18 protein-coding genes are annotated in these 21633 nt (G+C 66.0%); 4 read left to right on the top strand and 14 right to left on the bottom strand.

Features of this window, described 5'->3' with window-relative positions; genetic code table 11:
* The first annotated feature begins 100 nt into the window (after positions 1 to 100).
* The 4 genes from QQK25_RS01010 (at position 101) to QQK25_RS00995 (ending at position 5377) form a co-directional block, all read left to right on the top strand.
* On the top strand, positions 101 to 994 hold the full coding sequence (locus tag QQK25_RS01010) for a TRAP transporter TatT component family protein (protein WP_284186333.1): 894 nt from the start codon (positions 101 to 103) through the stop codon (positions 992 to 994).
* Positions 995 to 1021: 27 nt separating this feature from the next.
* Positions 1022 to 2062: a TRAP transporter substrate-binding protein gene (locus tag QQK25_RS01005; protein ID WP_284186332.1), complete on the top strand. Its 1041-nt coding sequence runs from the start codon at positions 1022 to 1024 to the stop codon at positions 2060 to 2062.
* A 771-nt stretch (positions 2063 to 2833) separates the two neighbouring features.
* Positions 2834 to 4636: a TRAP transporter large permease gene (locus tag QQK25_RS01000; RefSeq protein WP_284186331.1), complete on the top strand. Its 1803-nt coding sequence runs from the start codon at positions 2834 to 2836 to the stop codon at positions 4634 to 4636.
* A gap of 81 nt (positions 4637 to 4717) precedes the next feature.
* Entirely contained in the window at positions 4718 to 5377 is a 660-nt protein-coding gene (locus QQK25_RS00995) for a hypothetical protein (RefSeq protein WP_284186330.1), read from the top strand.
* A 71-nt stretch (positions 5378 to 5448) separates the two neighbouring features.
* On the opposite strand, the gene moaE is transcribed toward QQK25_RS00995, so the two are convergent.
* From moaE to QQK25_RS00925, 14 genes are all read right to left on the bottom strand, one after another.
* Entirely contained in the window at positions 5449 to 5913 is a 465-nt protein-coding gene (gene moaE / locus QQK25_RS00990; protein WP_284186329.1) for a molybdopterin synthase catalytic subunit MoaE, read from the bottom strand.
* Positions 5914 to 5946: 33 nt separating this feature from the next.
* Positions 5947 to 6201, bottom strand: coding sequence for a molybdopterin converting factor subunit 1 (gene moaD, locus QQK25_RS00985; protein ID WP_153161633.1), 255 nt, complete (start codon positions 6199 to 6201; stop codon positions 5947 to 5949).
* A gap of 7 nt (positions 6202 to 6208) precedes the next feature.
* Positions 6209 to 7432 carry a molybdopterin molybdotransferase MoeA gene (locus QQK25_RS00980; protein ID WP_284186328.1) on the bottom strand — a complete coding sequence of 408 codons (1224 nt, stop codon included), beginning with the start codon at positions 7430 to 7432 and terminating at the stop codon, positions 6209 to 6211.
* Positions 7429 to 7923: a molybdopterin-guanine dinucleotide biosynthesis protein B gene (gene mobB / locus QQK25_RS00975; RefSeq protein WP_284186327.1), complete on the bottom strand. Its 495-nt coding sequence runs from the start codon at positions 7921 to 7923 to the stop codon at positions 7429 to 7431. Before mobB ends, QQK25_RS00980 begins: the two co-directional genes overlap by 4 nt.
* Positions 7920 to 9293 (bottom strand): ATP-grasp domain-containing protein, encoded by a 1374-nt coding sequence (locus QQK25_RS00970; RefSeq protein ID WP_438696416.1) that lies wholly within the window; start codon positions 9291 to 9293, stop codon positions 7920 to 7922. The genes mobB and QQK25_RS00970 overlap by 4 nt, the downstream gene beginning before the upstream one ends.
* A 353-nt stretch (positions 9294 to 9646) precedes the next feature.
* On the bottom strand, positions 9647 to 11605 hold the full coding sequence (yoaA, locus tag QQK25_RS00965) for a DNA repair helicase YoaA (protein ID WP_284186325.1): 1959 nt from the start codon (positions 11603 to 11605) through the stop codon (positions 9647 to 9649).
* 9 nt (positions 11606 to 11614) lie between these two features.
* Positions 11615 to 12403, bottom strand: coding sequence for a hypothetical protein (locus tag QQK25_RS00960; protein WP_284186324.1), 789 nt, complete (start codon positions 12401 to 12403; stop codon positions 11615 to 11617).
* 6 nt (positions 12404 to 12409) lie between these two features.
* Entirely contained in the window at positions 12410 to 13522 is a 1113-nt protein-coding gene (zapE, locus tag QQK25_RS00955) for a cell division protein ZapE (protein ID WP_284186323.1), read from the bottom strand.
* A gap of 102 nt (positions 13523 to 13624) precedes the next feature.
* Positions 13625 to 15046, bottom strand: coding sequence for a dihydrolipoyl dehydrogenase (gene lpdA / locus QQK25_RS00950; RefSeq protein ID WP_284186322.1), 1422 nt, complete (start codon positions 15044 to 15046; stop codon positions 13625 to 13627).
* Between the two features lie 81 nt (positions 15047 to 15127).
* Positions 15128 to 16312: a 2-oxoglutarate dehydrogenase complex dihydrolipoyllysine-residue succinyltransferase gene (gene odhB, locus QQK25_RS00945; protein ID WP_284186321.1), complete on the bottom strand. Its 1185-nt coding sequence runs from the start codon at positions 16310 to 16312 to the stop codon at positions 15128 to 15130.
* Positions 16313 to 16348: 36 nt separating this feature from the next.
* Positions 16349 to 19174, bottom strand: coding sequence for a 2-oxoglutarate dehydrogenase E1 component (locus QQK25_RS00940; protein WP_153161641.1), 2826 nt, complete (start codon positions 19172 to 19174; stop codon positions 16349 to 16351).
* A 155-nt stretch (positions 19175 to 19329) separates the two neighbouring features.
* Positions 19330 to 20625: a citrate synthase gene (gene gltA, locus QQK25_RS00935; protein ID WP_153161642.1), complete on the bottom strand. Its 1296-nt coding sequence runs from the start codon at positions 20623 to 20625 to the stop codon at positions 19330 to 19332.
* Between the two features lie 57 nt (positions 20626 to 20682).
* Positions 20683 to 20919 (bottom strand): succinate dehydrogenase assembly factor 2, encoded by a 237-nt coding sequence (locus QQK25_RS00930; RefSeq protein ID WP_153161643.1) that lies wholly within the window; start codon positions 20917 to 20919, stop codon positions 20683 to 20685.
* Positions 20916 to 21629 (bottom strand): succinate dehydrogenase iron-sulfur subunit, encoded by a 714-nt coding sequence (locus tag QQK25_RS00925; protein WP_153161644.1) that lies wholly within the window; start codon positions 21627 to 21629, stop codon positions 20916 to 20918. The genes QQK25_RS00930 and QQK25_RS00925 overlap by 4 nt, the downstream gene beginning before the upstream one ends.
* Positions 21630 to 21633 lie beyond the last annotated feature (4 nt).

Genomic DNA, 21633 nt, shown 5'->3' with positions numbered 1-21633 from the left:
GTCACCGCTTCGTCATCCCCCCGCAACATCGCCCCGCTATCTTCCGCCGCGTCTCATCATTCGACGCCGGCCGCGGGCATGGCGCAATCCAAGCTGCGCCATGGCGTCATCCGCTCCGTTCTGCCGCTCTGCCCTGATCGTCCTGGCAGCCCTCGTGCTGTCGGCCTGTTCGCCCCGCCAGATGGTGATGCACGGCCTCGCCGACGAGCTGGCCAGCCAGGGCAGCGCCCCCGAGGATGACCTCGATCTGGCCCGCGAAGCCAGCGCCTACCACCTCAAGCTCTCCGAATCCGTGCTGCGCGGCCAGCCCGACCACGCCGGGCTGGCGACGGCCGTGGCCGCCGGTTTCACCCAGTACGCCTACGCCTTCGTGGCCTTCGATGCCGATCGCCTCGACGCCACCGACGCCAAGGCCGCCCAGCGCCTGCGGGAGCGCGCCGCGCGGCTCTACCGCCGGGCCCGCGATCACGCCCTCACCGCTCTCGAAACCACCCACCCGGATCTGCGCCGCCAGCTGGCCGACCCGGCCTCGCCGCTGCGCCTCAAAGCCGCCGATGTGCCCCTCGCCTACTGGGCCGCCGCGGCCTGGGGCGGGCAGATCTCCCTCTCGAAGGACGACCCGGACACCGTGGCCGACCTGCCCCTCGCCGCCCGCCTTGCCAGGCTGGCCTGGGATGCAAACCCCAATTTTGGCGACGGCGACATGGCCAGCCTGATGGGCAGCTTCGAGGCGGCCCGCCCGGGCGGCAGCCGCATCCAGGCCGAAAAATACTTCGACGAGGCAATCCGCCTCGCCCACGGCACGAGCGCAGGCGCCTTCGTCGCCAAGGCCGAAGGCATCGCCCTGCCGGCCGGCGACAAGGCCGCCTTCACCGATCTGCTGGGCCAGGCGCTGGCCGTGAAGGACGCCCCGGGCAGCCCGAAGATGCTGGCCAACGAGGTGATGCGCCGCCGCGCCCGCTGGCTGCTGGACACCGCCGACGACCTGTTCTGACCCCCCTTCATTCCGGACGAGCCCGCCATGCACCGACTCATCGACCGCCTCCACCCCCACCTCGTCTCCCTGCTGGGCCTGCTCCTGGGCCTGCTGATCGGTGCGTTCGCCGCCCCCGGCGCCCACGCCGCCAGCCAGCTTCGCATCGGCACCCTGGCCCCCAAGAACTCCCTCTACCACCGCCAGTTGATGGAAGTGGGCGAAGCCTGGCGCAGCGCCCAGGGCGACGGCGCCAAGTACGTGATCTACCCGGACGGCGGCCAGGGCGGCGAAACCGACATGGCCCGCCGGATGCGCATCGGCCAACTGCAAGGCGCCTTGCTGTCGGTGGTCGGCCTGCGCGAGATCGAGCCCTCCATCTCGGCCCTGCAGAACATGCCGCTGCTCTTCAAGAGCTGGGACGAAGTGGACTACGTGCGCGAGAAGCTGCGCCCGGGCATGGAGCGCAAGTTCCTCGAAAAAGGCTTCGTGGTGCTGGCCTGGGGCGACGCCGGCTGGGTGCGCTTCTTCTCGAAGGACGCCGCGGTGCGCCCGGACGACTACCGCAAGATGAAGTTCTTCGCCTGGGCGGGCGAATCCGAGCAGCAGGACATCATGAAGAGCCTGGGCTACACCCCGGTGCCCCTGGAGACCAGCGACATCCTCCCGTCCATCCAGACCGGGATGATCACCGCCGTGCCCGCCACCCCTTACTTCGCGCTGGCGAGCCAGGTCTACGCCACCGCGCCCCACATGCTCGACATCAACTGGGCGCCCATCGTCGGCGCCCTAGTGGTCACCAAGAAGGCCTGGGACGACATGAGCCCCGCCGCCCAGGAGGCCCTCAAGACCGCCGGCGCCAAAGCAGGCCTGCAGATGCGCACCAAGGCCCGGGCGGAAGTGGACGAAGCAGTCGAAGCCATGAAGAAGCGCGGCCTGCAGATCCACACCCCGACGCCCGAACAGATGAAGGAATGGAACGACCTCGCCGACAAGCTCTACCCCCGCATCCGCGGCAAGATGGTGCCGGCCGACACCTTCGACGAAGTGATGAAGCTCCTGAAGGACTACCGCGCCGGCAAGCGCTAAGCTCCGGTGTCGGACTGAAGTCCGACCTACAAAACCCCAGCCCCCGCCTCCTGTAGGTCGGACTTCAGTCCGACAAAGCCTGCCCGGCGGAGGATGTCGGACTGAAGTCCGACCTGCAGCTTGAACAGATCCAAGCAGCACCTGTGACCTTTCAGATCGAGCTTGAACCCGTCCAACAAAAACCCGGGATGCCCCAGGTAAAACCTGAAGATGCCCCCTGTAGGTAGGACTTCAGTCCGACATCCGGACACCGAGCGGGTGTTGTCGGGCTGAAGTCCGACCTACAGCTTGAACAGATCCAATCAGCACCTGCGACCTTCCAGATCGAGCTTGAACCCGTCCAACAAAAACCCGGGGTGCCCCAGGTAAAACTTGAAGATGCCCCCTGTAGGTCGGACTTCAGTCCGACATCCGGACACCGAGCGGGTGTTGTCGGACTGAAGTCCGACCTACAGGTTGAACAGGTTTAAGTCCGACTTGAAAAAGTCCACCTAAAACGTGCGACCGTTCAAGTCGAACTTGAACCGGTTCAACAAAAACCTGAGATGTCCCAAGTAAAACTTGAAAAAGTTCAAGTCGGACTTGAACCCACCCAAGTCCGACTTGCGATCACGCACCAGCGAGGTGAAGTGGTTCAAGTCCCACTTGAAGTCACTCAAGTCCAACTTGAACGATTTCAAGTCTGACTTGCGCGGGTTCAAGTCCGGGATCAACCCACGATCCCACCCCCTCATCCACCCTCAACACGCCCCCCACCCGAATAGCCCACCCATGCGCCGACTGCCCTTCGACGAAGCCATCGCCTCCGCTGCGCTGCTGCTGATGACCCTGATCCCGCTGGTGGAGATCGCCCTGCGGCCGCTGCACGGCATGGGCATCGCCAACGCCCCGATGATCGTCCAGCACCTGGGGCTGGTGCTGGCGATGGCCGGCGCGGTGCTGGCCGAGCGGGGCAACCATCTCACCAGCCTCGGCAACAGCTTTGCCAGTGCCCGCAATCCGGCCGTGCGGCACGCCGCAAACCTCTTTGCCAAGGGCAGCGCGGCGGTGCTGTGCGGGATGCTGGCCGAGGCGAGCTGGCAGTTCGTCGCCAGCGAGATGGACGCCGGCCGGGAACTTGCCTACGGCCTGCCGGTGTGGACGATCCAGGCGCTGATGCCCGCCGGCTTTGTGCTGCTGGGGGTCAAGCTCGGCAGCCGCTGCGCGAGCGGGCTGGCGCTGCGCGTCGTGCTGGGCGTAGTGCTCACCGCGGCAGGCTATCTCTTCGCGCAGCATTTCGATGGATCGACGCTGCCCCTCGCCCCCTTCGCCATCGGGCTGATGCTGGCGCTGCTGGCCGGGGCGCCGATCTTTGCGGTGCTGGGCGGGCTGGCCCTGGCCCTGTTCTGGTCCGAAGGGCAGCCGCTGGCGTCGGTGCCGCTCTCGCACTACCAGATCACGGTGAATCCGTCGCTGCCGGCGCTGCCGCTGTTCACCCTCGCCGGTTTGATCTTCGCCCGCAGCGGCGCGGCCGTGCGGCTGGGCGCGCTGTTCACCGCCAGCTTTGGCGGCGGCGCCATCGGCTCGTCCATCGCGGCGGCGCTGTTGTGTTCGTTCTTCACCGCCTTCACCGGCGGCAGCGGCGTCACCATCCTGGCCCTGGGCGGCTTGTTGCTGCCGCTGCTGAAGGACGCCGGGCTGCCGGAGAAGCGCGGGATCAGCCTCGTCACCAGCGCCAGCGCGCTGGGGGTGCTGCTGGCCCCGTCGGTGCCGCTCATCATGTACGCCATCATCGCCCGGGTGCCCATCAACACCATGTTCCTGGCCGGGGTGGTGCCGGCGCTGGTGATGGTGTTCTTCCTGCTCACCGTGGGCGGCTACCTGCGCCGGGACGGCATCGCGCAACTGGAGCGCCCGAAGGCCGACTTCACCGCCGCCCGCAAGGCCGCCTGGGCGGCCCGCTGGGAGATCCTCGCCCCGGTGGTGGCCATCGGTTCGCTGGCCAGCGGCCTCGCCACCCCCACCGAAAGCGCGGCGCTCACCGCCGCCTACGCCCTCCTCACCCAGTCCATCGCCCACCAGGAGCTCGACGGGCCGCTGCTGCGCCGCTGCCTGGCCGACTGCGCCCAGGTGATCGGCGGCGTGATGCTGATCCTCGGCATGGCGCTCGGCCTTACCAACTATCTGGTGGATGCCGGCATCCCCGATGCGGCGGTGGAATGGGTGCAGGGCGCCCTGCCCAACCGCTTCGCCTTCCTGGTAGCGCTCAACGTCTTTTTGTTTGCCGCCGGCGCGCTGATGGAGATCTACGCCGCCATCGTGGTGCTGGTGCCGCTGCTGCTGCCGGTGGCGGTGAGCTACGGCATCGACCCGGTGCACTTCGGGGTGATCTTCCTGGCGGTGATGGAGATGGGCTTTCTGTGCCCGCCGGCGGGGATGAACATCTTTTTCGCGTCGGCGATGTTCGGCAAACCGATCCGCGAAGTGGCGGCGTCGGTGCTGCCGGCGCTCGCGGCGATCTTCCTGGGTGCGCTGGCGATCTCGGCCGTGCCGTGGCTGGCGACGGGGCTGCCGGGGCTGCTGGCCGGGGGCTGATCCCAAACGCTGCCTAGGTCACACCACAACGCCTGGCTTGCCTCTTGCATACGCGCCAGCACATGCAAGCAGGAGCAAACCATGCAGATCCAGAGCCCGAGCAATCTCGCCACCACCTACGGCATCCGCCTTCAATCGCCTATCACCCGGCAAGCGGTGCCGGCAAACGGCACCGCCCCGGCAAGCACTGCCGATTCCGTCAGCATCTCCGGAGCCGCAAGGCAGGCGCTCGCCGCCGAGGCAGCTGCGTCGTCCAAAGCCGGAGATGCGGATGGCGCCGTTGAAGCACGACTGGCCGAGATCAGGGCCAGAGGCGCGGTGAATCGATCGCAGGAAGACCAGGCTTTCCTCTTTGCCAACGACCCGCGGCTGGCCGCGATCGCGGCCCAGCAGAAGTCACCCGATCAGCTCACCGCCGACGAACTGGACTACATGCAGAAGGCCACCGGGCTGGTGAACACCATGGCCAACCTCAGCCCGGCAGAGAAGGCGCTTTACGACAAGGCGGTTGCCAGTTGCAATACCCAGGCAGCGGCGGGCATCGGCCAGATCGCCCTGGTACGCATGATGGGCCACTCGGCCGGCGGCGCGGGCGGCAGCAGCTACGACCCACTGAGCACGCCGATCACCGCGGCCAACATCGAGAACTACTTCAGCCACAGCATCGTCGACCCGAGCGGCGCGAGCCGAACCCGCTTTCAGGCCTTGATCGAATATCTGCAGACGACGCCGGCCGCCTGACCCGCCATCGGCAAAAACGGCACGCGCTGGCGCCAGAAGGGGCGGCAGCACGTCGTCCGGCGCGGGCGGTCTTACTTTTCCCAGCGCGCGGCGGCGGAGTCGTCGGCGTCCCGCGCGTCCACCCAGCGGCCGCCTTCCGGGGTGTCTTCCTTCTTCCAGAAGGGGGCGCGGGTTTTCAGGTAATCCATGATGAACTCGCAGGCGGCGAAGGCGTCGCCCCGGTGGCTGCTGGCGACGCCCACGAAGACGATGCGCTCGCCCGGCTCGAGGCGGCCGAAGCGGTGGATCACCCGCGTGCCGAGCAGCTGCCAGCGGCTGCCGGCCTCCAGGACGATGGCTTCCAGCGACTTCTCGGTCATCCCCGGGTAGTGCTCGAGGGTCATCGCCGAGACGGCGCTGCCCTCCCCCGCCACCTTGTCGGCCCGCACGAGGCCGACGAAGCTCGCCACCGCGCCCACATCACTGCGGCCGGCGGACAAGGCGGCGATCTCTGCACCGACATCGAAATCGGCTTCCTGGACGCTGACGGAATTCATGGTGGGCCTCGAAGGTGGTGAAGGGTTGTTGAATCAGCCGCCGGTGACGGGCGGGAAGAAGGCGATCTCGTCCCGGTCGGCCACGGCGGTGTCGGCGCCGGCCATCTCCTGGTTGATCGCCATCCGCACGTTGCGCCCGACGTCCAGCGCCTCCCACGCGCCGCCGCGTTTGGCGAGGTGGGCGCGCAGGTCGCCCAGGGTGGCGATGGTGGCCGGCAGGGTCAGCGTCTCGTGGGAGTAGCCGAGGGTTTCACGGAGGCTGGCGAAGTACAGAACCTTGATGCTCATGAGGCGCTTACGAAAGAAGTTCGGAATAAGGGATGAAGCGGACCAGATCGCCCGCGGCCACCGGCTGGCCGGCGGGGTTATCCACCAGGCCGTCGGCCCACACGGTTGAGGTGAGGACGCCCGGGCCCTGGTTGGGGAAGAGATCGACGCGACCGTCGTCGCCGATGCGCGCGCGCAGGAACTCGCGGCGGCGATCGGGCTTGGTCCAGTTGAAGCCAGCCGGCAGCGGAATCGACCGGGGCAGGCAGTTCGCCACGCCCATCGAACGCAGCACGAAGGGCCGCACCAGCAGCAGGAAGGTGACGAAGCTCGACACCGGGTTGCCGGGCAGGCCGATGAAGGCCGCGCCTTCGCCGCCGGCCGGGTCGTTCACCTGACCGAAGGCCACCGGCTTGCCGGGCTTCATGGCGACGAGCCACAGATCGAGCCGGCCCTCGGCCTGCACCGCCGGGCGCACGTGGTCTTCCTCGCCCATCGACACGCCACCGCTGGTGACGATCAGGTCGTTGGCCGCGGCGGCGCTGCGCAGGGCCGCGCGGGTGGCCTCCAGCGTGTCGGGCACGATGCCGAGGTCTTCCACTTCGCAGCCGAGGGCTTCGAGCAGGCCGCGCAGCACGTAGCGGTTGGAGTTGTAGATGGCGCCGGGCGGCAGCGGCTCGCCGGGCATCACCAGCTCGTCGCCAGTGGAGAACAGCGCCACCTTGAGGCGCCGATACACCGGCAGTGTGGCGCAGCCCACCGACGCGGCGAGGCCCAGCATCTGGGGCGTGAGGCGATGGCCGGCGGAAAGCACGGTGGAACCCAGCGCGATGTCCTCGCCGGCGCGGCGGACCCACTCGCCCGCGCGGGGCACGTGGTCGATGGTCACGCTGTTGCCGTCGGCGGTGCACAGCTCCTGCATCACGATGGCGTCGGCACCGTGGGGCACCGGGGCGCCGGTGAAGATGCGTGCGGCGGTGCCGCGGGCCAGGCTGTGGCCGACGCTGCCGGCGGGGATGCGCTGGGCAACCGTGAGGCGCGCGCCCGGCGCGGTCACGTCGGCGGTGTTCACCGCGTAGCCGTCCATCGACGAGTTGTCGAGGGGCGGCACGTTGAGGGACGACACCTGATCGACGGCCAGCACGCGGCCGAGGGCTTCGGCGGTGGGCACGTGTTCGATGGCGGAAACGGGCTTGGCGGCGGCCAGCAGCGCCGCCCGCACGTCGTCGAAGGGACGCATGGGATTGCTCATATCAGGCCCTGGTGTTGGAGGATGAAGGCGGCCACGGCGGCCGGATCGTTGATGTCTAGGCGCGGCAGCGGCGCATCAAGGGGCACGTCGGTGGCGATTGCCACGATGGCCGGGTTGTCCTGGTACTGGAGCGGCTTGCCCACCGCCGGGCGATGGACTTCGAGCTTGGGGATCTGCACCGCCTTGAAGCCTTCGACCAGCACCAGATCGCAGGGCGACAGGCGCGCCAGCTGGGCGTCGAGATCAGGTTCGGGCTCGCCGCGGAGTTCGTGCATCAGCACCCAGCGCTCGTCAGAGATCAGCAGGATCTCACTGGCGCCGGCCTCGCGGTGGCGCCACGAATCCTTGCCCGGCTTGTCGATGTCGAAGCCGTGGTGGGCGTGCTTGATGACCGACACCTTGAGGCCGCGGCGGGTGATCTCGGGGATGACCTGCTCGATCAGGGTGGTCTTACCCGAGCCGGACCAGCCGGCAAATCCGAAAACCTTCATGCTGCTCCTTCGTGCCCGCAGGGCACCGCCAGCACCGGGGCGAAGCCGCCGCCGGGGGTGCGGAAATTGGTGGTCTGGCCGCGATAAAGCCGTGCGGTGACCAGTTGGACCTGGCCCCGATAGACGTAGTTGCGTAAGTCCATCTTGAGGGCCACCGCCTCGCCGCCCACCGACAGGCGCCGCTCGGAGGGCGGCACGAGGGCCTGGGCGATGTAGTCGCCAGCGATGATCTCGTCGAACACCCGCCGGGTGAGCTTGTCGCCCCGATAGGCGCCGCGACTGCCAAAGCCGCTGGCGGGCTTGAAGAACAGGCTGCGCCGCCGGGCCCAGAAATCCGCAGCTTGGGCAGCGGTGACGGCCTCGGTGCGCGGCACGCCGGCGGTGATCACCGCGATGTCGGCTTCCGCCGCGCCAATCTGGCGCAGGGCGTCGGGGTTGGAGAGCAGCACCAGGTTGCGCTTGTCGGCGTACAGGGCGTGGGCACGGGGGTGCGGCGTGATGACTGCCGAGCCGGCGAACCAGGCGTCCCGCAGCGCGCAGCTGGCGGGGGTGTCGAAGGAGAAATCGGTGAGGCGGTTATAGACCAGATCCACCCGCTGGCCGTGGAGCGTCAGGCCGTCGGCGGTGTGCGCGAGCTCGGACGGATCGCAGATCCACGCGGCCACGCCGTGGCGCTCGAACAGCCGCTGGAAGAGCAGGAACTCGGGCAGCAGGTACTGGCCCTGGGGCGCTTCATCAACGATGGCGACCGTACGCAGCGGCGCATCGCCCCGCTCCGCCCGCCATTCGGCCCGGAACATCTCGAAGAACACCCGCTCCAGATCGCCCGAGGCGTGGCCCTGCATGGCGGCCATGGCTTCGGCCACCTCGTCGCAGCAGGCCCGCTGGGCGCGGCCAAGGATGGCGGCGAGCAGCCCGCCGCCGGCGTTGGTGTTGATCTCGATGAGCTGGGGGCCGGCATCCGAGAGATGGAAGTCGTAGCCGAGAAACACGCCGGACGCGCCGGTGACGTGGCGGGCGGACTCCGGCGCGTGGGCCAGCACCGCGTCCTGCCAGCCGGGCAAGGCCACCACGCGGTGGGTCGCGGCAATCAGATCGGCCATCTGCTGCACATGCGCGGCCGACACGAAAGCCATGGATTCGGCGAACAGGTGCGGGCGCGACTCGGCGATCATCGCCTGCAGCGCGCCGTCCCGAGGGTCCCGGGCCAGCGCCGACACCAGCGCCTGGCGGTCCAGCGACACGCACTGGCAGCCGGCGTTGAGGGCTTCGGCCGCGTCGACGCAGTCATGGGCGCCGGCGGCGAGGCGGGCGATGAGGGCGGAGGGCGACGACAGCGCGTTGGCGTTCGGATCGGTCAAGGACGGCATCGGAGCAAGGTGTCAGGCGCGGGATTGTAGCAGCGGGGGCGCGCCGGGTTGATCGAAGACGCGCCACGCATGCGTGGGTGAAATCGGCTCATCGGTGGGTACCGGCGATCCATGCATGAGCGACGGCGACTCATGGGTGAATCCCGATGACTCAGCGGTGAGTCGTCGCCATCCATGCATGGGCGGGCGCAAGCCATCGATGAGTTTCCGCCATTCACGCGTGAGTGAAATCCGTTCATCGATGAGTCTCCGAGACTCATCGATGGGCAATAAAGACTCATGCATGGCCCATCTTTACCCATCGATGGGCGCCCCGTCCTTGATCGGCGCTTGATCGGCGCCAACGCCGGCAATCAGCCCTGCCGCGCAGCCGGCGGCGGCAGATCCTCGAGGAAGGCCACCACCTCGGATTCGACCTTGCTGCGGGTCATCGGCGGCAGGCTCTGCCAGACGCGCTTTCCGTAGGGCTTGGTGAGCATGCGCGGGTCGCAGATGGCGAGCACGCCCTTGTCGCGCTCGGTGCGGATCAGCCGGCCGGCACCCTGCTTGACGTTGATGACCGCCCGCGGGAGCTGGTATTCCATAAAGGGGTTGCGGCCGGATTTGTTCATGTGCTCGATGCGCGCGGCGAGCACCGGGTCGTCGGGCGGGGCGAAGGGCAGCTTGTCGATCACGACCACCGAAAGCGCATCGCCGGGCACATCGACGCCCTCCCAGAAGCTCTGGCTGGCCACGAGGATGGCGTTGCCGAGGCGGCGGAAGCGATCGAGCAGCTCGGTGCGCGAGCCTTCGCCCTGGATCAGCAGGGGCAGGTCGAGCTTGTCCCGCTCCAGCGCGTCGGCGATCAGCTCGTGGATGCGCCGCATGGCGCGCAGCGAGGTGCACAGCACGAAGGTGCGGCCCTGGGCGGCGCGGATCAGGGGAATCGCGACCTTGGCGACCGCGTCCGGGTAGTCCGGGCTGTTGGGCTCGGGCATGTTCTGGGGCGCGTAGAGCACGGCCTGAGCCGGGTAGTCGAAGGGCGAACCCCACACCGCGGTCTCGATGGGCGGCTCGACCCAGTTGAGGCCCAGCTCTCGGCAGTAGTGGCCAAAGTCGCGCCCCACCGCCAGGGTGGCGGACGTGAACACCCACGCCCGCGGGTGGCCGTCCATCTGGCGCTTGAAGATCGAGGCGATGGACAGCGGCGTGGCGTTGAGGGCCAGGGTCTGGCTGAAAACCTCGACCCAGCGCACCCAGTCGGTGCCCTCCGGCACCTGCCAGCGGGCCAGGCGCTGCTGGATCTCCTGGGTGCGGCGCAGGCAGTTGGCGAGGCCCTCGGAGCGCTCGGCCTGGGATTCGACCAGCGTGCAGAAATCGGTGAGCTCGGCATCGAGCGCATCGACGGCTTCGTGGAATTCCTTGTTGTCGGCGAGTTGGGCGTAGCCGAAGCGGGCGTTCTCGGCCTGCACCGACAGGCGCAGATCCCGCGCGGCTTTTTCGAGCTTGCGGGTGGCTTCGATGAGGGCGAGGCAATCCCGGGCGGCGGCCACGGTCTCGGAGCGGGTGTCGCGGGCGAGCTCCAGCAGCTGGGCGGTGGACACGCTCTCGCCGAAGAACAGGCTGGCGGTTTCGGGCAGCTGGTGGGCTTCGTCGAAGATCACCGCGTTGCACGAGGGCAGCAGCTCGCCCATGCCTTCGTCGCGGAGCATCACGTCGGCAAAGAAGAGGTGGTGATTGACGACGACCACGTCGGCCTCCATCGCAGCGCGGCGAGCGGCGGCGACGAAGCACTCCTTGATGTTGGGGCATTCCTGCCCCAGGCAGTTATCCCGGGACGAGGTGGCGAACATCCAGGCGGCGGCATCCTCGGGCACCTCGGGGCACTCGGCCTTGTCGCCGCTCTGGGTGATTTCCATGAAGCGGCCAATGGTGCGCAGGTGGCCGGCGTCTTCGGGCGTGGTGAAACGGCCATCCACCAGATTGCGGGCCAGGTGGTAGTGGCACACGTAATTGGCCCGGCCCTTGAGCAGCGCCACGCCCACCGGCACCTTGAGGGCGGCGCGGATGGTGGGCAGATCGCGGTTGAAGAGCTGGTCCTGCAGCGTCTTGGTGCCGGTGGAGATGATGACCTTGCCGCCGTTGAGCAGCGCCGGAACCAGATAGGCGTAGGTCTTGCCGGTGCCGGTGCCGGCCTCGGCCACCAGCACGCCGTTCTCCTTGAGGGTGTGGGCGATGTGCGCGGCCATCTCCAGCTGCTGGGGGCGCGGGGAGAAACCAGGGATCGCCGCGGCGAGGGGGCCGTCGGCGGCAAAGGCTTGTTCTACGTTCATCGGAGAAATCTATTCGAGGGCGTCCACGCGCAGCCACACCTGGCCGTCGACGCGGCGGGCACCCTGGGCGTAACCGCCGGTGCCGTAGCGGGTGGCTTGGCCGGTGGTGGCGCTGCCGCCCAGCGGAATCCAGCTGCCAAGGGCGCCACTGACGGTGGTGGCGAGCCGGGACGATTCGACCACGCCATCGGCGCCAAGGCGCTCCATCGACGGGCTGATCTCGATCGTCACCTGATTGCCGACCACCTGCGGCGCGGCATAAAAACCGGTGCCCACATCCATGTAGCGCACCGAATCCACCTGCACCCAGCCACCGGGCGCGGCGCGCCATTCGCGCATCATCAGCGGCAGGGACTGGCCAACCTGGATCAGCGCCCTGCCCCCTTCCACCACCTGCACCTGCTGGCTCACGTCGTCGCGCTGCTCGCTGCTGCCGGCGCCACCGCGGATGATGACCCGACTGTTGCCGGGCTCAAGGCGGCCATCCACGCCCACCCCACCGCCGGATGCTTCGCGCACCTCACCCTGGCGCACCGACACCACCAGCCGACGCAGCGGCGTATCCAGCGCAGCGATGGCCGTGCGGAGTTCGGCGAGGTTGCCCGGCGAGACGCGCAGCAGGATCTTGTCGCCCATGCTGCTGATCGCCCCGCCCTGCTCCACCATCGGACGCAGGCTGGGCACGACCTGCTCGGCCGGCCGGTGCCGCAGGGGGATGATCGTGAGGCCGTAGTCGGCCGCCACCGGCTGCGCCAGCACGGCGCCGGCCAACAGGAAACAGGCGGCAGACGGGCGCATCGGGCGTCAGTCGACCCGGTGGGCTTCGGCGAGGTAATCGCGGGAGCGCATCTCGATCAGGCGGCTGACGGTGCGGTGGAACTCGCTGGCCTGACGGCCTTCCACGTAGAGGTCGTAGGCCTGGCACTCGGCGCTCACCAGCAGCTTGACCCGGTGGTCGTAGAGCACATCCACCAGCCACGTGAAACGCCGCGCTTCCGAGGCCATCGCCGCGCTCATCTTGGGCACGCGGGAGAGGATCAGCGTGTGATGCTCGCGGGCGATCTCGAGGTAGTCGTTCTGGGAACGGTTGCCGCCGCACAGGGTGTCGAAGTCGAACCAGATCACCCCCGGCGCCTTGCGCACCACCTTGAGCTTGCGCTCCAGCACCTCGATCTCGCCCGGCGCGCCCTTGGTGCCGGCGATCTGCTCGAAATCCTTGGCGAGGTGCTTGTCGGCGGCATCGTCGGCGGGCACCAGGAAGGCGTCCATCTGCTCGAGGGTGCGCAGGCGGTAGTCGGTGCCGTGATCCACCTCGACCACATCGAAGCGACGCTTGATCATTTCGATGGTCGGCAGGAAGTTGATCCGCTGCAGGCCGTTGGGGTAGAGGCCATCGGGCGGGTAGTTCGAGGTCATCACGAAGATGGTGCCGCGGGCGAAAAGCGCGTCGAGCAGGCGGCCGAGGATCATCGCATCGGCGATGTCCGACACGTGGAACTCATCGAAGCAAAGCAGGCGCGTCTGGCGGGCGATGCGGTCGGCCACCTTCTGCAGCGGATCGGGCTCGTTGTTGAGGTTCTTGAGGTCGTTCTGGACTTCCTGCATGAAGGCATGGAAGTGCACCCGGCGCTTGCGCTGATAGGGCACCGAGTCGAAGAAGCAGTCCATCAGGAAGCTCTTGCCACGCCCCACGCCACCCCAGAAATAAACGCTGCGCGGCTGCTTCGGCCGGGACAGCAGCTTGCGGATCGTGCCGCGCCGCGCCGCCTTGAAGGCCACGAGTTCGGAATACAGCCCCTGCAGACGCTGGGCCGCCGCCCGCTGGGCGGGATCGGACTTGAAGCCCCGGGCCTTGAGGAGCGACTCGTAGGCTTCGATCATGCCGTTCTCGGCAACTTTAAGGATTCGGTGCGGCATGGTGATGATTCGGTAAAACCAATGGGATCGGGGGCGGGCAGGCATTTTACCGCCTGACCGCCCCCGGCTGAAGACTGGCCGGCCCGAAGGCCGGCCGCTTCATCAGAAGTGCAGCGGACGCTTGTCCACCGCCAGCGCTGCTTCGTGCACCACTTCCGACAGGGTCGGGTGGGCATGGCAGATGCGGGCGAGGTCTTCCGACGCGCCGGCGAACTCCATGGTCACAACGGCTTCGCCGATCAGCTCGGACGCGTTGGAACCAATGATGTGCACGCCGAGGATACGGTCGGTGTTGGCATCGGCGATCATCTTCACGAAGCCAGCCGGGGTGCCGGCACCCAGCGCACGGCCGTTGGCCATGAACGGGATCTTGCCGACCTTGTAGGCGGCGCCTTCGGCCTTGAGCTGCTGCTCGGTCTTGCCGACCCAGGCGATTTCCGGCGAGGTGTAGATGACCCAGGGGATGGTGTCGAAGTTGGTGTGGCCCTTCTGGCCAGCCATGGTTTCGGCCACGGCAACGCCCTCTTCCATCGCCTTGTGGGCCAGCATCGGGCCACGCACCACGTCACCCACCGCCCACACGCCGGGCAGGTTGGTCTGGTTGTGGCCGTCCACGTCGATGAAGCCACGCTCGTCGATCTTGAGGCCGACCGCTTCGGCGTTGAGGCCGGCGGTGTTGGGCACGCGGCCGACGGAGACGATCAGACGGTCAAACTCGGCCTTCTGGGCGCCATCCTTGGTTTCGTACTCGACGGTGACCGACTTCTTGCCGACGGTGACCTTGCCGACCTTGACGGACAGCTTGATGTCGAGGCCCTGCTTGGTGAACAGCTTGAGGGCTTCCTTGGCCAGATCCTGGTCGGCAGCGCCGAGGAAGCTGTCCATGGCTTCGAGGATGGTGACTTCAGAGCCGAGACGGTTCCAGACCGAACCCATTTCCAGGCCAATCACGCCGGAACCGATCAGGCCGAGGCGCTTGGGCACGGAATCAATGTCGAGGGCGCCGATGTTGTCGCACACCAGCTTGTTGTCCACCGGAATGCCCGGCAGGTGACGGGCGGTGGAGCCGGTCGCCACGATGACCTGCTTGGCCTCGACGACTTCTTCGCCGACCTTGACCTGCCAGCCGCCGTCGGTCTTCGCGACAAAGGAGCCGTGGCCAGCCAGGAAGGTGACCTTGTTCTTCTTGAACAGGCCCTTGATGCCGGCAGTCAGCTGCTCGACGATCTTGGACTTGCGGCCGATCATCTTGGCCACGTCGATCTTCGGCGTGCCAACGGAGATGCCCTGCTCTTCGAAGGCGTGACCGGCTTCTTCAAACAGGTGCGAGGTGTGCAGCAGCGCCTTGGACGGGATGCAGCCCACGTTGAGGCAGGTGCCGCCCAGGCGCGGTTCGCCCTTCGGGTCGGCATAGGGATTGGATTCGGCGCAGGCCGTGTTGAAACCGAGTTGCGCGGCGCGGATCGCTGCCACGTAGCCGCCGGGGCCACCGCCGATAACCAGAACGTCGAATTGCTTCGCCATGTGTGTTCTTCCTTGTTCGGATTGAAACAAGGCACGGCAGCGACAGGAATCCTGCCGCGGCCGTGCCTCGGGTCAGTTAGATCAGACTTCCAGCAGCAGACGGGACGGATCTTCCATCGCTTCCTTCATGGTCACGAGACCCAGCACGGCTTCGCGGCCGTCGATGATCCGGTGATCGTAGGACATGGCGAGGTAGTTGATCGGACGGACCACGACCTGACCATTTTCGACGACGGCACGGTCCTTGGTGGCGTGGATGCCCAGGATCGCGGACTGCGGCGGGTTGATGATCGGGGTGGACATCATCGAACCGAACACACCACCGTTGGAGATGGAGAACGTGCCACCGGTGAGCTCTTCGATGGAGATCTTGCCGTCCTTGGCCTTCTGGCCGTATTCGGCGATCTTCTTCTCGATGTCGGCGATGGACATCTGGTCGGCGTCACGCAGGATGGGCACCACCAGGCCACGGGGCGAGCCGACGGCGATACCGATGTCGATGTAGCCATGGTAGATGATGTCGTTGCCGTCCACCGAGGCGTTCAGGATCGGGAACTTCTTCAGGGCAGCAACCGCGGCCTTGACGAAGAAGCCCATGAAGCCCAGACGCACGCCGTGGGCCTTCTCGAACTTCTCGGCGTACTGCTTGCGCAGGGCCATGACCGGCGCCATGTTGACTTCGTTGAAGGTCGTCAGGATGGCGTTTTCGTTCTTCGACTGGATCAGGCGCTCGGCGATACGGGCGCGCAGACGGGTCATCGGAACGCGCTGCTCGGCGCGGTCGCCGGTGGCCACGGCAACCGCCGGAGCGGCAGCGGCGGCGGCAGGCTTGGCCTGGGCAGCAACGGCGTCTTCCTTGGTGACACGACCGCCACGGCCGGAGCCGGCGACGTCGGCGGCAGCGATGCCCTTCTCGTCGAGGATCTTGCGGGCGGACGGGCTGGCGGCGGAAACCGGAGCAGCAGCGGCAGCAGCCGGGGCAGCGGCCGGAGCGGCAGTGGCAGCCGGAGCGCCGGCAGCGGCCTTGGCTTCGGTGTCGATGGTGGCGATGACTTCACCGGAGGTCACGGAGTCGCCGCCGTTCTTGACGATCTTGACGAGCACGCCGTCAGCCGGTGCCGGGGTTTCCAGCACGACCTTGTCGGTCTCGATGTCGATCAGGTTCTCGTCGCGGGAAACAGCGTCGCCTTCCTTCTTGTGCCAGCTAACCAGCGTGGCTTCGGAGACGGACTCGGACAGTTGCGGCACTTTGACTTCGATCAGCATGTTTTCTCCCTTGTGTTCAGTTCGGCATGGATTGCATCAGGCCTTGATTTCGCCAAATGCATTTTCGATGACAGCCTTTTGTTGCGCGTTGTGCTTGGCGTAGTAGCCGACAGCCGGCGAAGCCGCCGCGGGACGGGCCACAAGCAGGAACTTGTGGTCTTCACCGAGGTTGCTGTCCAGGTGGTGGCGCGAGGCCAGCCAGTACCAGACACCCTGGTTGCGCGGCTCTTCCTGCACCCACACCACTTCCTTGGCGTTCGGGTACTTGTTCACCTCGGCCGCGAAGGCCTCGGCCGGGAACGGATAGAGCTGTTCCATGCGCACGATGGCGATGTCGTCGATGCCCTGGGCACGACGGTGAGCCAGCAGTTCGTAGTAGATCTTGCCGGAGCACAGCAGGACGCGCTTGACCTTCTTGGCATCGAGATCGTCAATCTCGCCGATGACGGTCTGGAAGGTGCCCTTGGAGAGCTCTTCCAGCGAGGAGACGGCATCCTTGTGACGCAGCAGGGACTTCGGCGTGATGATCACCAGCGGCTTGCGCAGCTTGCGCAGGGCCTGGCGACGCAGCAGGTGGAAGATCTGCGACGGGCCGGACGGGATGCACACTTCCATGTTCATCTCGGCGCACAGCTGCATGTAGCGCTCGATACGCGCGGAAGAGTGCTCGGGACCCTGACCTTCGTAGCCGTGCGGCAGCATCATCACGAGACCGCACTGACGGCCCCACTTGGCTTCACCGGAGCTGATGAACTGGTCCATCACCACCTGGGCGCCGTTGGCGAAGTCGCCAAACTGGGCTTCCCAGATCACGAGCTGGTTCGGCTCGGCCGACGCGTAGCCGTATTCGAAGGCCAGCACGGCCTCTTCGGACAGCACGGAGTCGTAGCAGTAGAACGGGGCCTGGCCGTCGCGGATGTTCTGCAGCGGGTAGTAGGTGCCGTCGTGCCACTGGTCACGGTTCTGATCGTGCAGCGCAGCGTGACGGTGGAAGAAGGTGCCACGGCCGACGTCTTCACCGGAGATGCGGATGCCGAAGCCCTGAACCACCAGACTGGCGTAGGCGAGGTTTTCGCCCATGCCCCAGTCGAGGGCCAGCTTGCCTTCGCCCATCGCCTTGCGATCGTCGATGATCTTCTGGACGCGGGGGTGCAGCACGAAGCCTTCGGGGGTGGTCGTCAGGGCTTTGGAGAGCCGCTTGAGTTCCGCCATCGGCACCTTGCTGTCGCACTTGTCGGTGTACTTCTTGTTGGCGTACGGGCCCCAGTCCTGGGAGAACTGACGCTTGAAGTCGGACAGCACCGGATTGGCCAGCAGCTCGCCCTTGTCGAGGGCTGCGCGGTAATCCTTGATGAACTGTTCCGGCTCGTCGGCCTGGCAGACGCCCTGGGCAACCAGCTTTTCCGCGTACAGCTTGCGGGTGCCGGGGTGCTTGGCGATCTTCTTGTACATCAGCGGCTGGGTCACCATCGGCTCGTCGGCTTCGTTGTGGCCGAGCTTGCGATAGCAGACGATGTCGACAACCACGTCTTTCTTGAACTCCTGACGGTACTCGACAGCCAGGCCCATGACGAACGCGACCGCTTCGGGATCGTCGCCATTGACGTGGAAGATCGGCGCTTCGGCCATCTTGAAGATGTCCGTGCAGTACAGCGAGGAACGGTAATCGCGCGGATCCGAGGTGGTGAAACCGATCTGGTTGTTCACCACGATGTGGATCGTGCCGCCCGTGCCGTAGCCGCGGGTCTGCGCGAAGTTGAGCATTTCCTGGTTGACGCCCTGACCAGCAACGGCCGCATCACCGTGGATGATGACGGGAACGACTTCGGACTTGCCGTTCTCGCCACGACGGGTCTGACGGGCATACACCGAGCCCTCGACCACCGGGTTGACGATTTCCAGGTGCGACGGGTTGAACGCCAGCGTGAGGTGCACCGGACCACCGGCGGTCATCACGTCGCTGGAGAAGCCCATGTGGTACTTCACGTCACCCGCGGACAGATCGGACGCAGCCTTGCCTTCGAACTCGGAGAACAGCATGCTCGGCGACTTGCCGAGGGTGTTCACCAGCACGTTGAGGCGGCCACGGTGAGCCATGCCGATCACGATTTCCTGGACGCCCTTGCTACCCGCGACACGGATCAGTTCGTCCATCGCGACGATGGTGCTCTCACCACCTTCCAGCGAGAAACGCTTCTGACCGACGTATTTGGTGTGCAGGTAACGCTCCATGGTCTCGGCGGCGGTGAGGCGCTCGAGGATGCGACGCTGCTTCTGATTGTCGAAGGTCGGACGGCCGCGGGTCGGCTCGAGACGCGCCTGGATCCAGCGCTTCTCACCGATGTCGGTCATGTACATGTACTCGGCGCCGATGGAGCCGCAGTAGGTCTGACGCACGGCGTCGAGGATCTCGCGCAGGGTGGCGCGATCGCCCGGCAGGCCGTGGAACGAGCCGGTGTTGAAGGTCTCGTTGAGATCCGCCTCGGTGAAGCCGTAGTGGGACAGCTCGAGTTCGTGGATCTCGGGACGCTCGGTCCGCTTCAGCGGATCGAGTTGCGCCCAGCGGGTGCCCAGGAAACGGTGGGCGTTGATCAGTTGCAGGACGCTGACCTGCTTCTGGTCGGCGCCGCTCGCCACCACGGTGCGCACCGGGCCGCGCTTCGCCATGTCGGCAAAGGCGTTGATGATCGGGTAATGGGCTACATCACGGCCGTTGCCCGGCGTGTTCTGCAGCGCATCGAAATAGGTCCGCCATTCATCGGAGACGGAATCCGGATTGTCGAGATAGTTCTCGTAAAGTTCCTCGATGAACGGAGCATTGCTGCCGAACAGTTGGGAGCTCTCAAAAAGCTGTTTCATCATGGGCGACCACCAGGCTTGTGTCTTGTCTTCTGAGTGTTTATGCGGTGGGGAGAAATCCCTGATTCTGTGTTCTTATGGACAAACGAAGCGGGATGGCCCAATGATCGACCATCCCGCATTCGTTTCCCCTGTTTCCCCCTCCCCCTCCGTATTGCTTAGCCGCGTTGAGCCAGCGGCACGACGTCGCGACGGGCGGCGCCGATGTACAGCTGACGCGGACGACCGATCTTGTATTCCGGATCGGTGATCATTTCTTCCCACTGGGTCATCCAGCCGACGGTGCGGGCCAGCGCGAAGATGCAGGTGAACATGTCGGTCGGGATGCCGAGCGCCTTCTGAACGATGCCGGAGTAGAAGTCCACGTTCGGGTAGAGCTTCTTCTCGACGAAGTACTGGTCTTCCAGGGCGATCTTTTCGAGTTCCATCGCCAGCTTGAACAGGCGGTCGTTCTCGAGGCCCAATTCACCCAGCACGTCGTGGCAGACCTTGCGCATCAGCTTGGCGCGCGGGTCGAAGTTCTTGTAGACGCGGTGACCGAAGCCCATCAGCTTGAAGCTGTCGTTCTTGTCCTTGGCGCGGGCGATGTACTCGCCGACGCGGGAGACGTCACCGATCTCTTCCAGCATGTTCAGGCAGGCTTCGTTCGCACCACCGTGCGCCGGGCCCCACAGGCAGGCGATGCCGGCGGCGATACAGGCAAACGGGTTGGCACCGGACGAACCGGCCAGACGGACGGTGGAGGTGGAGGCGTTTTGCTCGTGATCGGCGTGCAGCGTGAAGATCACGTCCAGCGCACGGACCAGCACCGGGTTCGGCACGTACTTTTCGCACGGGTTGCCGAACATCATGCGCATGAAGTTGGCGGTGTAGTCCAACTCGTTGTCCGGGTACATGAACGGCATGCCGGTGTTGTACTTGTAGGCCATCGCAACGATGGTCGGCAGCTTGGCAACCAGACGGTTGAAGCTGACGTTGCGGTGCTCCACGTCGGAGAAGTCCATGGCGTCGTGGTAGAAGGCGGACAGCGCGCCAACCACACCGGTCATGACGGCCATCGGGTGGGCGTCACGGCGGAAGCCGGAGTAGAACTTGGACAGCTGCTCGTGCACCATCGTGTGCTTCTTGATGGTGTTCTCGAAGTCGGACTTCTGAGCGGCATTGGGCAGCTCGCCGTTCTTCAACAGGTAGGTGACTTCGAGGAAGTTGCAGTTGTCGGCCAGTTGTTCGATCGGGTAGCCGCGGTACAGCAGTTCGCCCTTGTCACCGTCGATGTAGGTGACCTTGGACTGGCAGCTGGCCGTGGACAGGAAACCGGAGTCGTACGTGAAGTACCCGGTCTTTCCGCCGAGGGTGCGGATATCGATCACATCATTGCCATGCGTCCCCGACATGATCGGAAACTCTACGGCCTTGCCATCTACGGTCAGTGTAGCAGTACGTTGCGTGGTCATATTTTGGTCCCTTTTCCCTGTTGAAACTCCACAACTCCCTAGCGATGCCCTGCCCCGTCAGCCGGCCCGGAGCAGATCCATCATTTCCTTCCAGCGGTCGTTGGTGACCGGCTGGCTGCCGTTGACCATGGCCCAGAGGTCATGGTCTTCGACGAGCAGCAGGTCATCCAGATCCGCCAGTTGATCGTCGGTGAGACGATCGAAGTGCCTTTCGAGGAAGCGCGTGAACACCAGATCGAGCTCCAGAAGAGCCCGACGGCACTGCCAGCGCACGCGCCCCCGATTGAGCGTCATACGGCGCGACGGACCATCATGTCCTTGATCTTGCCGATCGCCTTGGTCGGGTTGAGACCCTTCGGGCAGACGTCGACGCAGTTCATGATGGAGTGACAGCGGAAGAGACGGTACGGATCTTCCAGGTTGTCGAGACGCTCACTGGTCGCCTGGTCGCGGGTGTCGGCGAGGAAGCGGTAAGCCGCCAGCAGGCCGGCCGGACCAACGAACTTGTCCGGATTCCACCAGAACGACGGGCAGCTCGTGGAGCAGCACGCGCAGAGGATGCACTCGTAGAGACCATTGAGCTCTTCCCGGTCCTCCGGGCTCTGGAGGCGTTCGCGCTCCGGAGCCGGATCGTTGTTGACCAGGTAAGGCTTGATCGAGTGGTATTGCTTGAAGAACTGGGTCATATCGACGATCACGTCGCGGATGACCGGCAGGCCGGGCAGCGGACGGATGGTGATCGGCTGGGCCAGTTCTTCGACGCTGGTCAGGCAGGCAAGACCGTTCTTGCCGTTGATGTTCATGGCGTCGGAGCCACACACACCTTCACGGCAGGAGCGACGGAAGGACAGGGTGTCGTCCTTAGCCTTCAGACGGACCAGTGCATCAAGGAGCTTCTTGTCGGACTCTTCGAGTTCGACAGAGATGTCCTGCATGTAGGGCTTGTCGTCCTTGTCCGGATTGTAGCGGTAGATCTTGAACTGTACGGTTCGCTTGCTGCTCATCTTC

Source organism: Zoogloea oryzae (genome assembly GCF_030161255.1).
Lineage (GTDB): Bacteria > Pseudomonadota > Gammaproteobacteria > Burkholderiales > Rhodocyclaceae > Zoogloea > Zoogloea oryzae.
This window is presented reverse-complemented; position numbering and strand designations above follow the sequence as displayed.

Excerpts from the sequence above, each read along its gene's own strand:
- QQK25_RS01010 (WP_284186333.1), top strand. The coding sequence starts at position 101 with ATGGCGTCATCCGCTCCGTTCTGCCGCTCTGCCCTGATCGTCCTGGCA.
- QQK25_RS01005 (WP_284186332.1), top strand. The coding sequence starts at position 1,022 with ATGCACCGACTCATCGACCGCCTCCACCCCCACCTCGTCTCCCTGCTG.
- QQK25_RS01000 (WP_284186331.1), top strand. The coding sequence starts at position 2,834 with ATGCGCCGACTGCCCTTCGACGAAGCCATCGCCTCCGCTGCGCTGCTG.
- QQK25_RS00995 (WP_284186330.1), top strand. The coding sequence starts at position 4,718 with ATGCAGATCCAGAGCCCGAGCAATCTCGCCACCACCTACGGCATCCGC.
- moaE (WP_284186329.1), bottom strand. The coding sequence starts at position 5,913 with ATGAATTCCGTCAGCGTCCAGGAAGCCGATTTCGATGTCGGTGCAGAG.
- moaD (WP_153161633.1), bottom strand. The coding sequence starts at position 6,201 with ATGAGCATCAAGGTTCTGTACTTCGCCAGCCTCCGTGAAACCCTCGGC.
- QQK25_RS00980 (WP_284186328.1), bottom strand. The coding sequence starts at position 7,432 with ATGAGCAATCCCATGCGTCCCTTCGACGACGTGCGGGCGGCGCTGCTG.
- mobB (WP_284186327.1), bottom strand. The coding sequence starts at position 7,923 with ATGAAGGTTTTCGGATTTGCCGGCTGGTCCGGCTCGGGTAAGACCACC.
- QQK25_RS00970 (WP_438696416.1), bottom strand. The coding sequence starts at position 9,293 with ATGCCGTCCTTGACCGATCCGAACGCCAACGCGCTGTCGTCGCCCTCC.
- yoaA (WP_284186325.1), bottom strand. The coding sequence starts at position 11,605 with ATGAACGTAGAACAAGCCTTTGCCGCCGACGGCCCCCTCGCCGCGGCG.
- QQK25_RS00960 (WP_284186324.1), bottom strand. The coding sequence starts at position 12,403 with ATGCGCCCGTCTGCCGCCTGTTTCCTGTTGGCCGGCGCCGTGCTGGCG.
- zapE (WP_284186323.1), bottom strand. The coding sequence starts at position 13,522 with ATGCCGCACCGAATCCTTAAAGTTGCCGAGAACGGCATGATCGAAGCC.
- lpdA (WP_284186322.1), bottom strand. The coding sequence starts at position 15,046 with ATGGCGAAGCAATTCGACGTTCTGGTTATCGGCGGTGGCCCCGGCGGC.
- odhB (WP_284186321.1), bottom strand. The coding sequence starts at position 16,312 with ATGCTGATCGAAGTCAAAGTGCCGCAACTGTCCGAGTCCGTCTCCGAA.
- QQK25_RS00940 (WP_153161641.1), bottom strand. The coding sequence starts at position 19,174 with ATGATGAAACAGCTTTTTGAGAGCTCCCAACTGTTCGGCAGCAATGCT.
- gltA (WP_153161642.1), bottom strand. The coding sequence starts at position 20,625 with ATGACCACGCAACGTACTGCTACACTGACCGTAGATGGCAAGGCCGTA.
- QQK25_RS00930 (WP_153161643.1), bottom strand. The coding sequence starts at position 20,919 with ATGACGCTCAATCGGGGGCGCGTGCGCTGGCAGTGCCGTCGGGCTCTT.
- QQK25_RS00925 (WP_153161644.1), bottom strand. The coding sequence starts at position 21,629 with ATGAGCAGCAAGCGAACCGTACAGTTCAAGATCTACCGCTACAATCCG.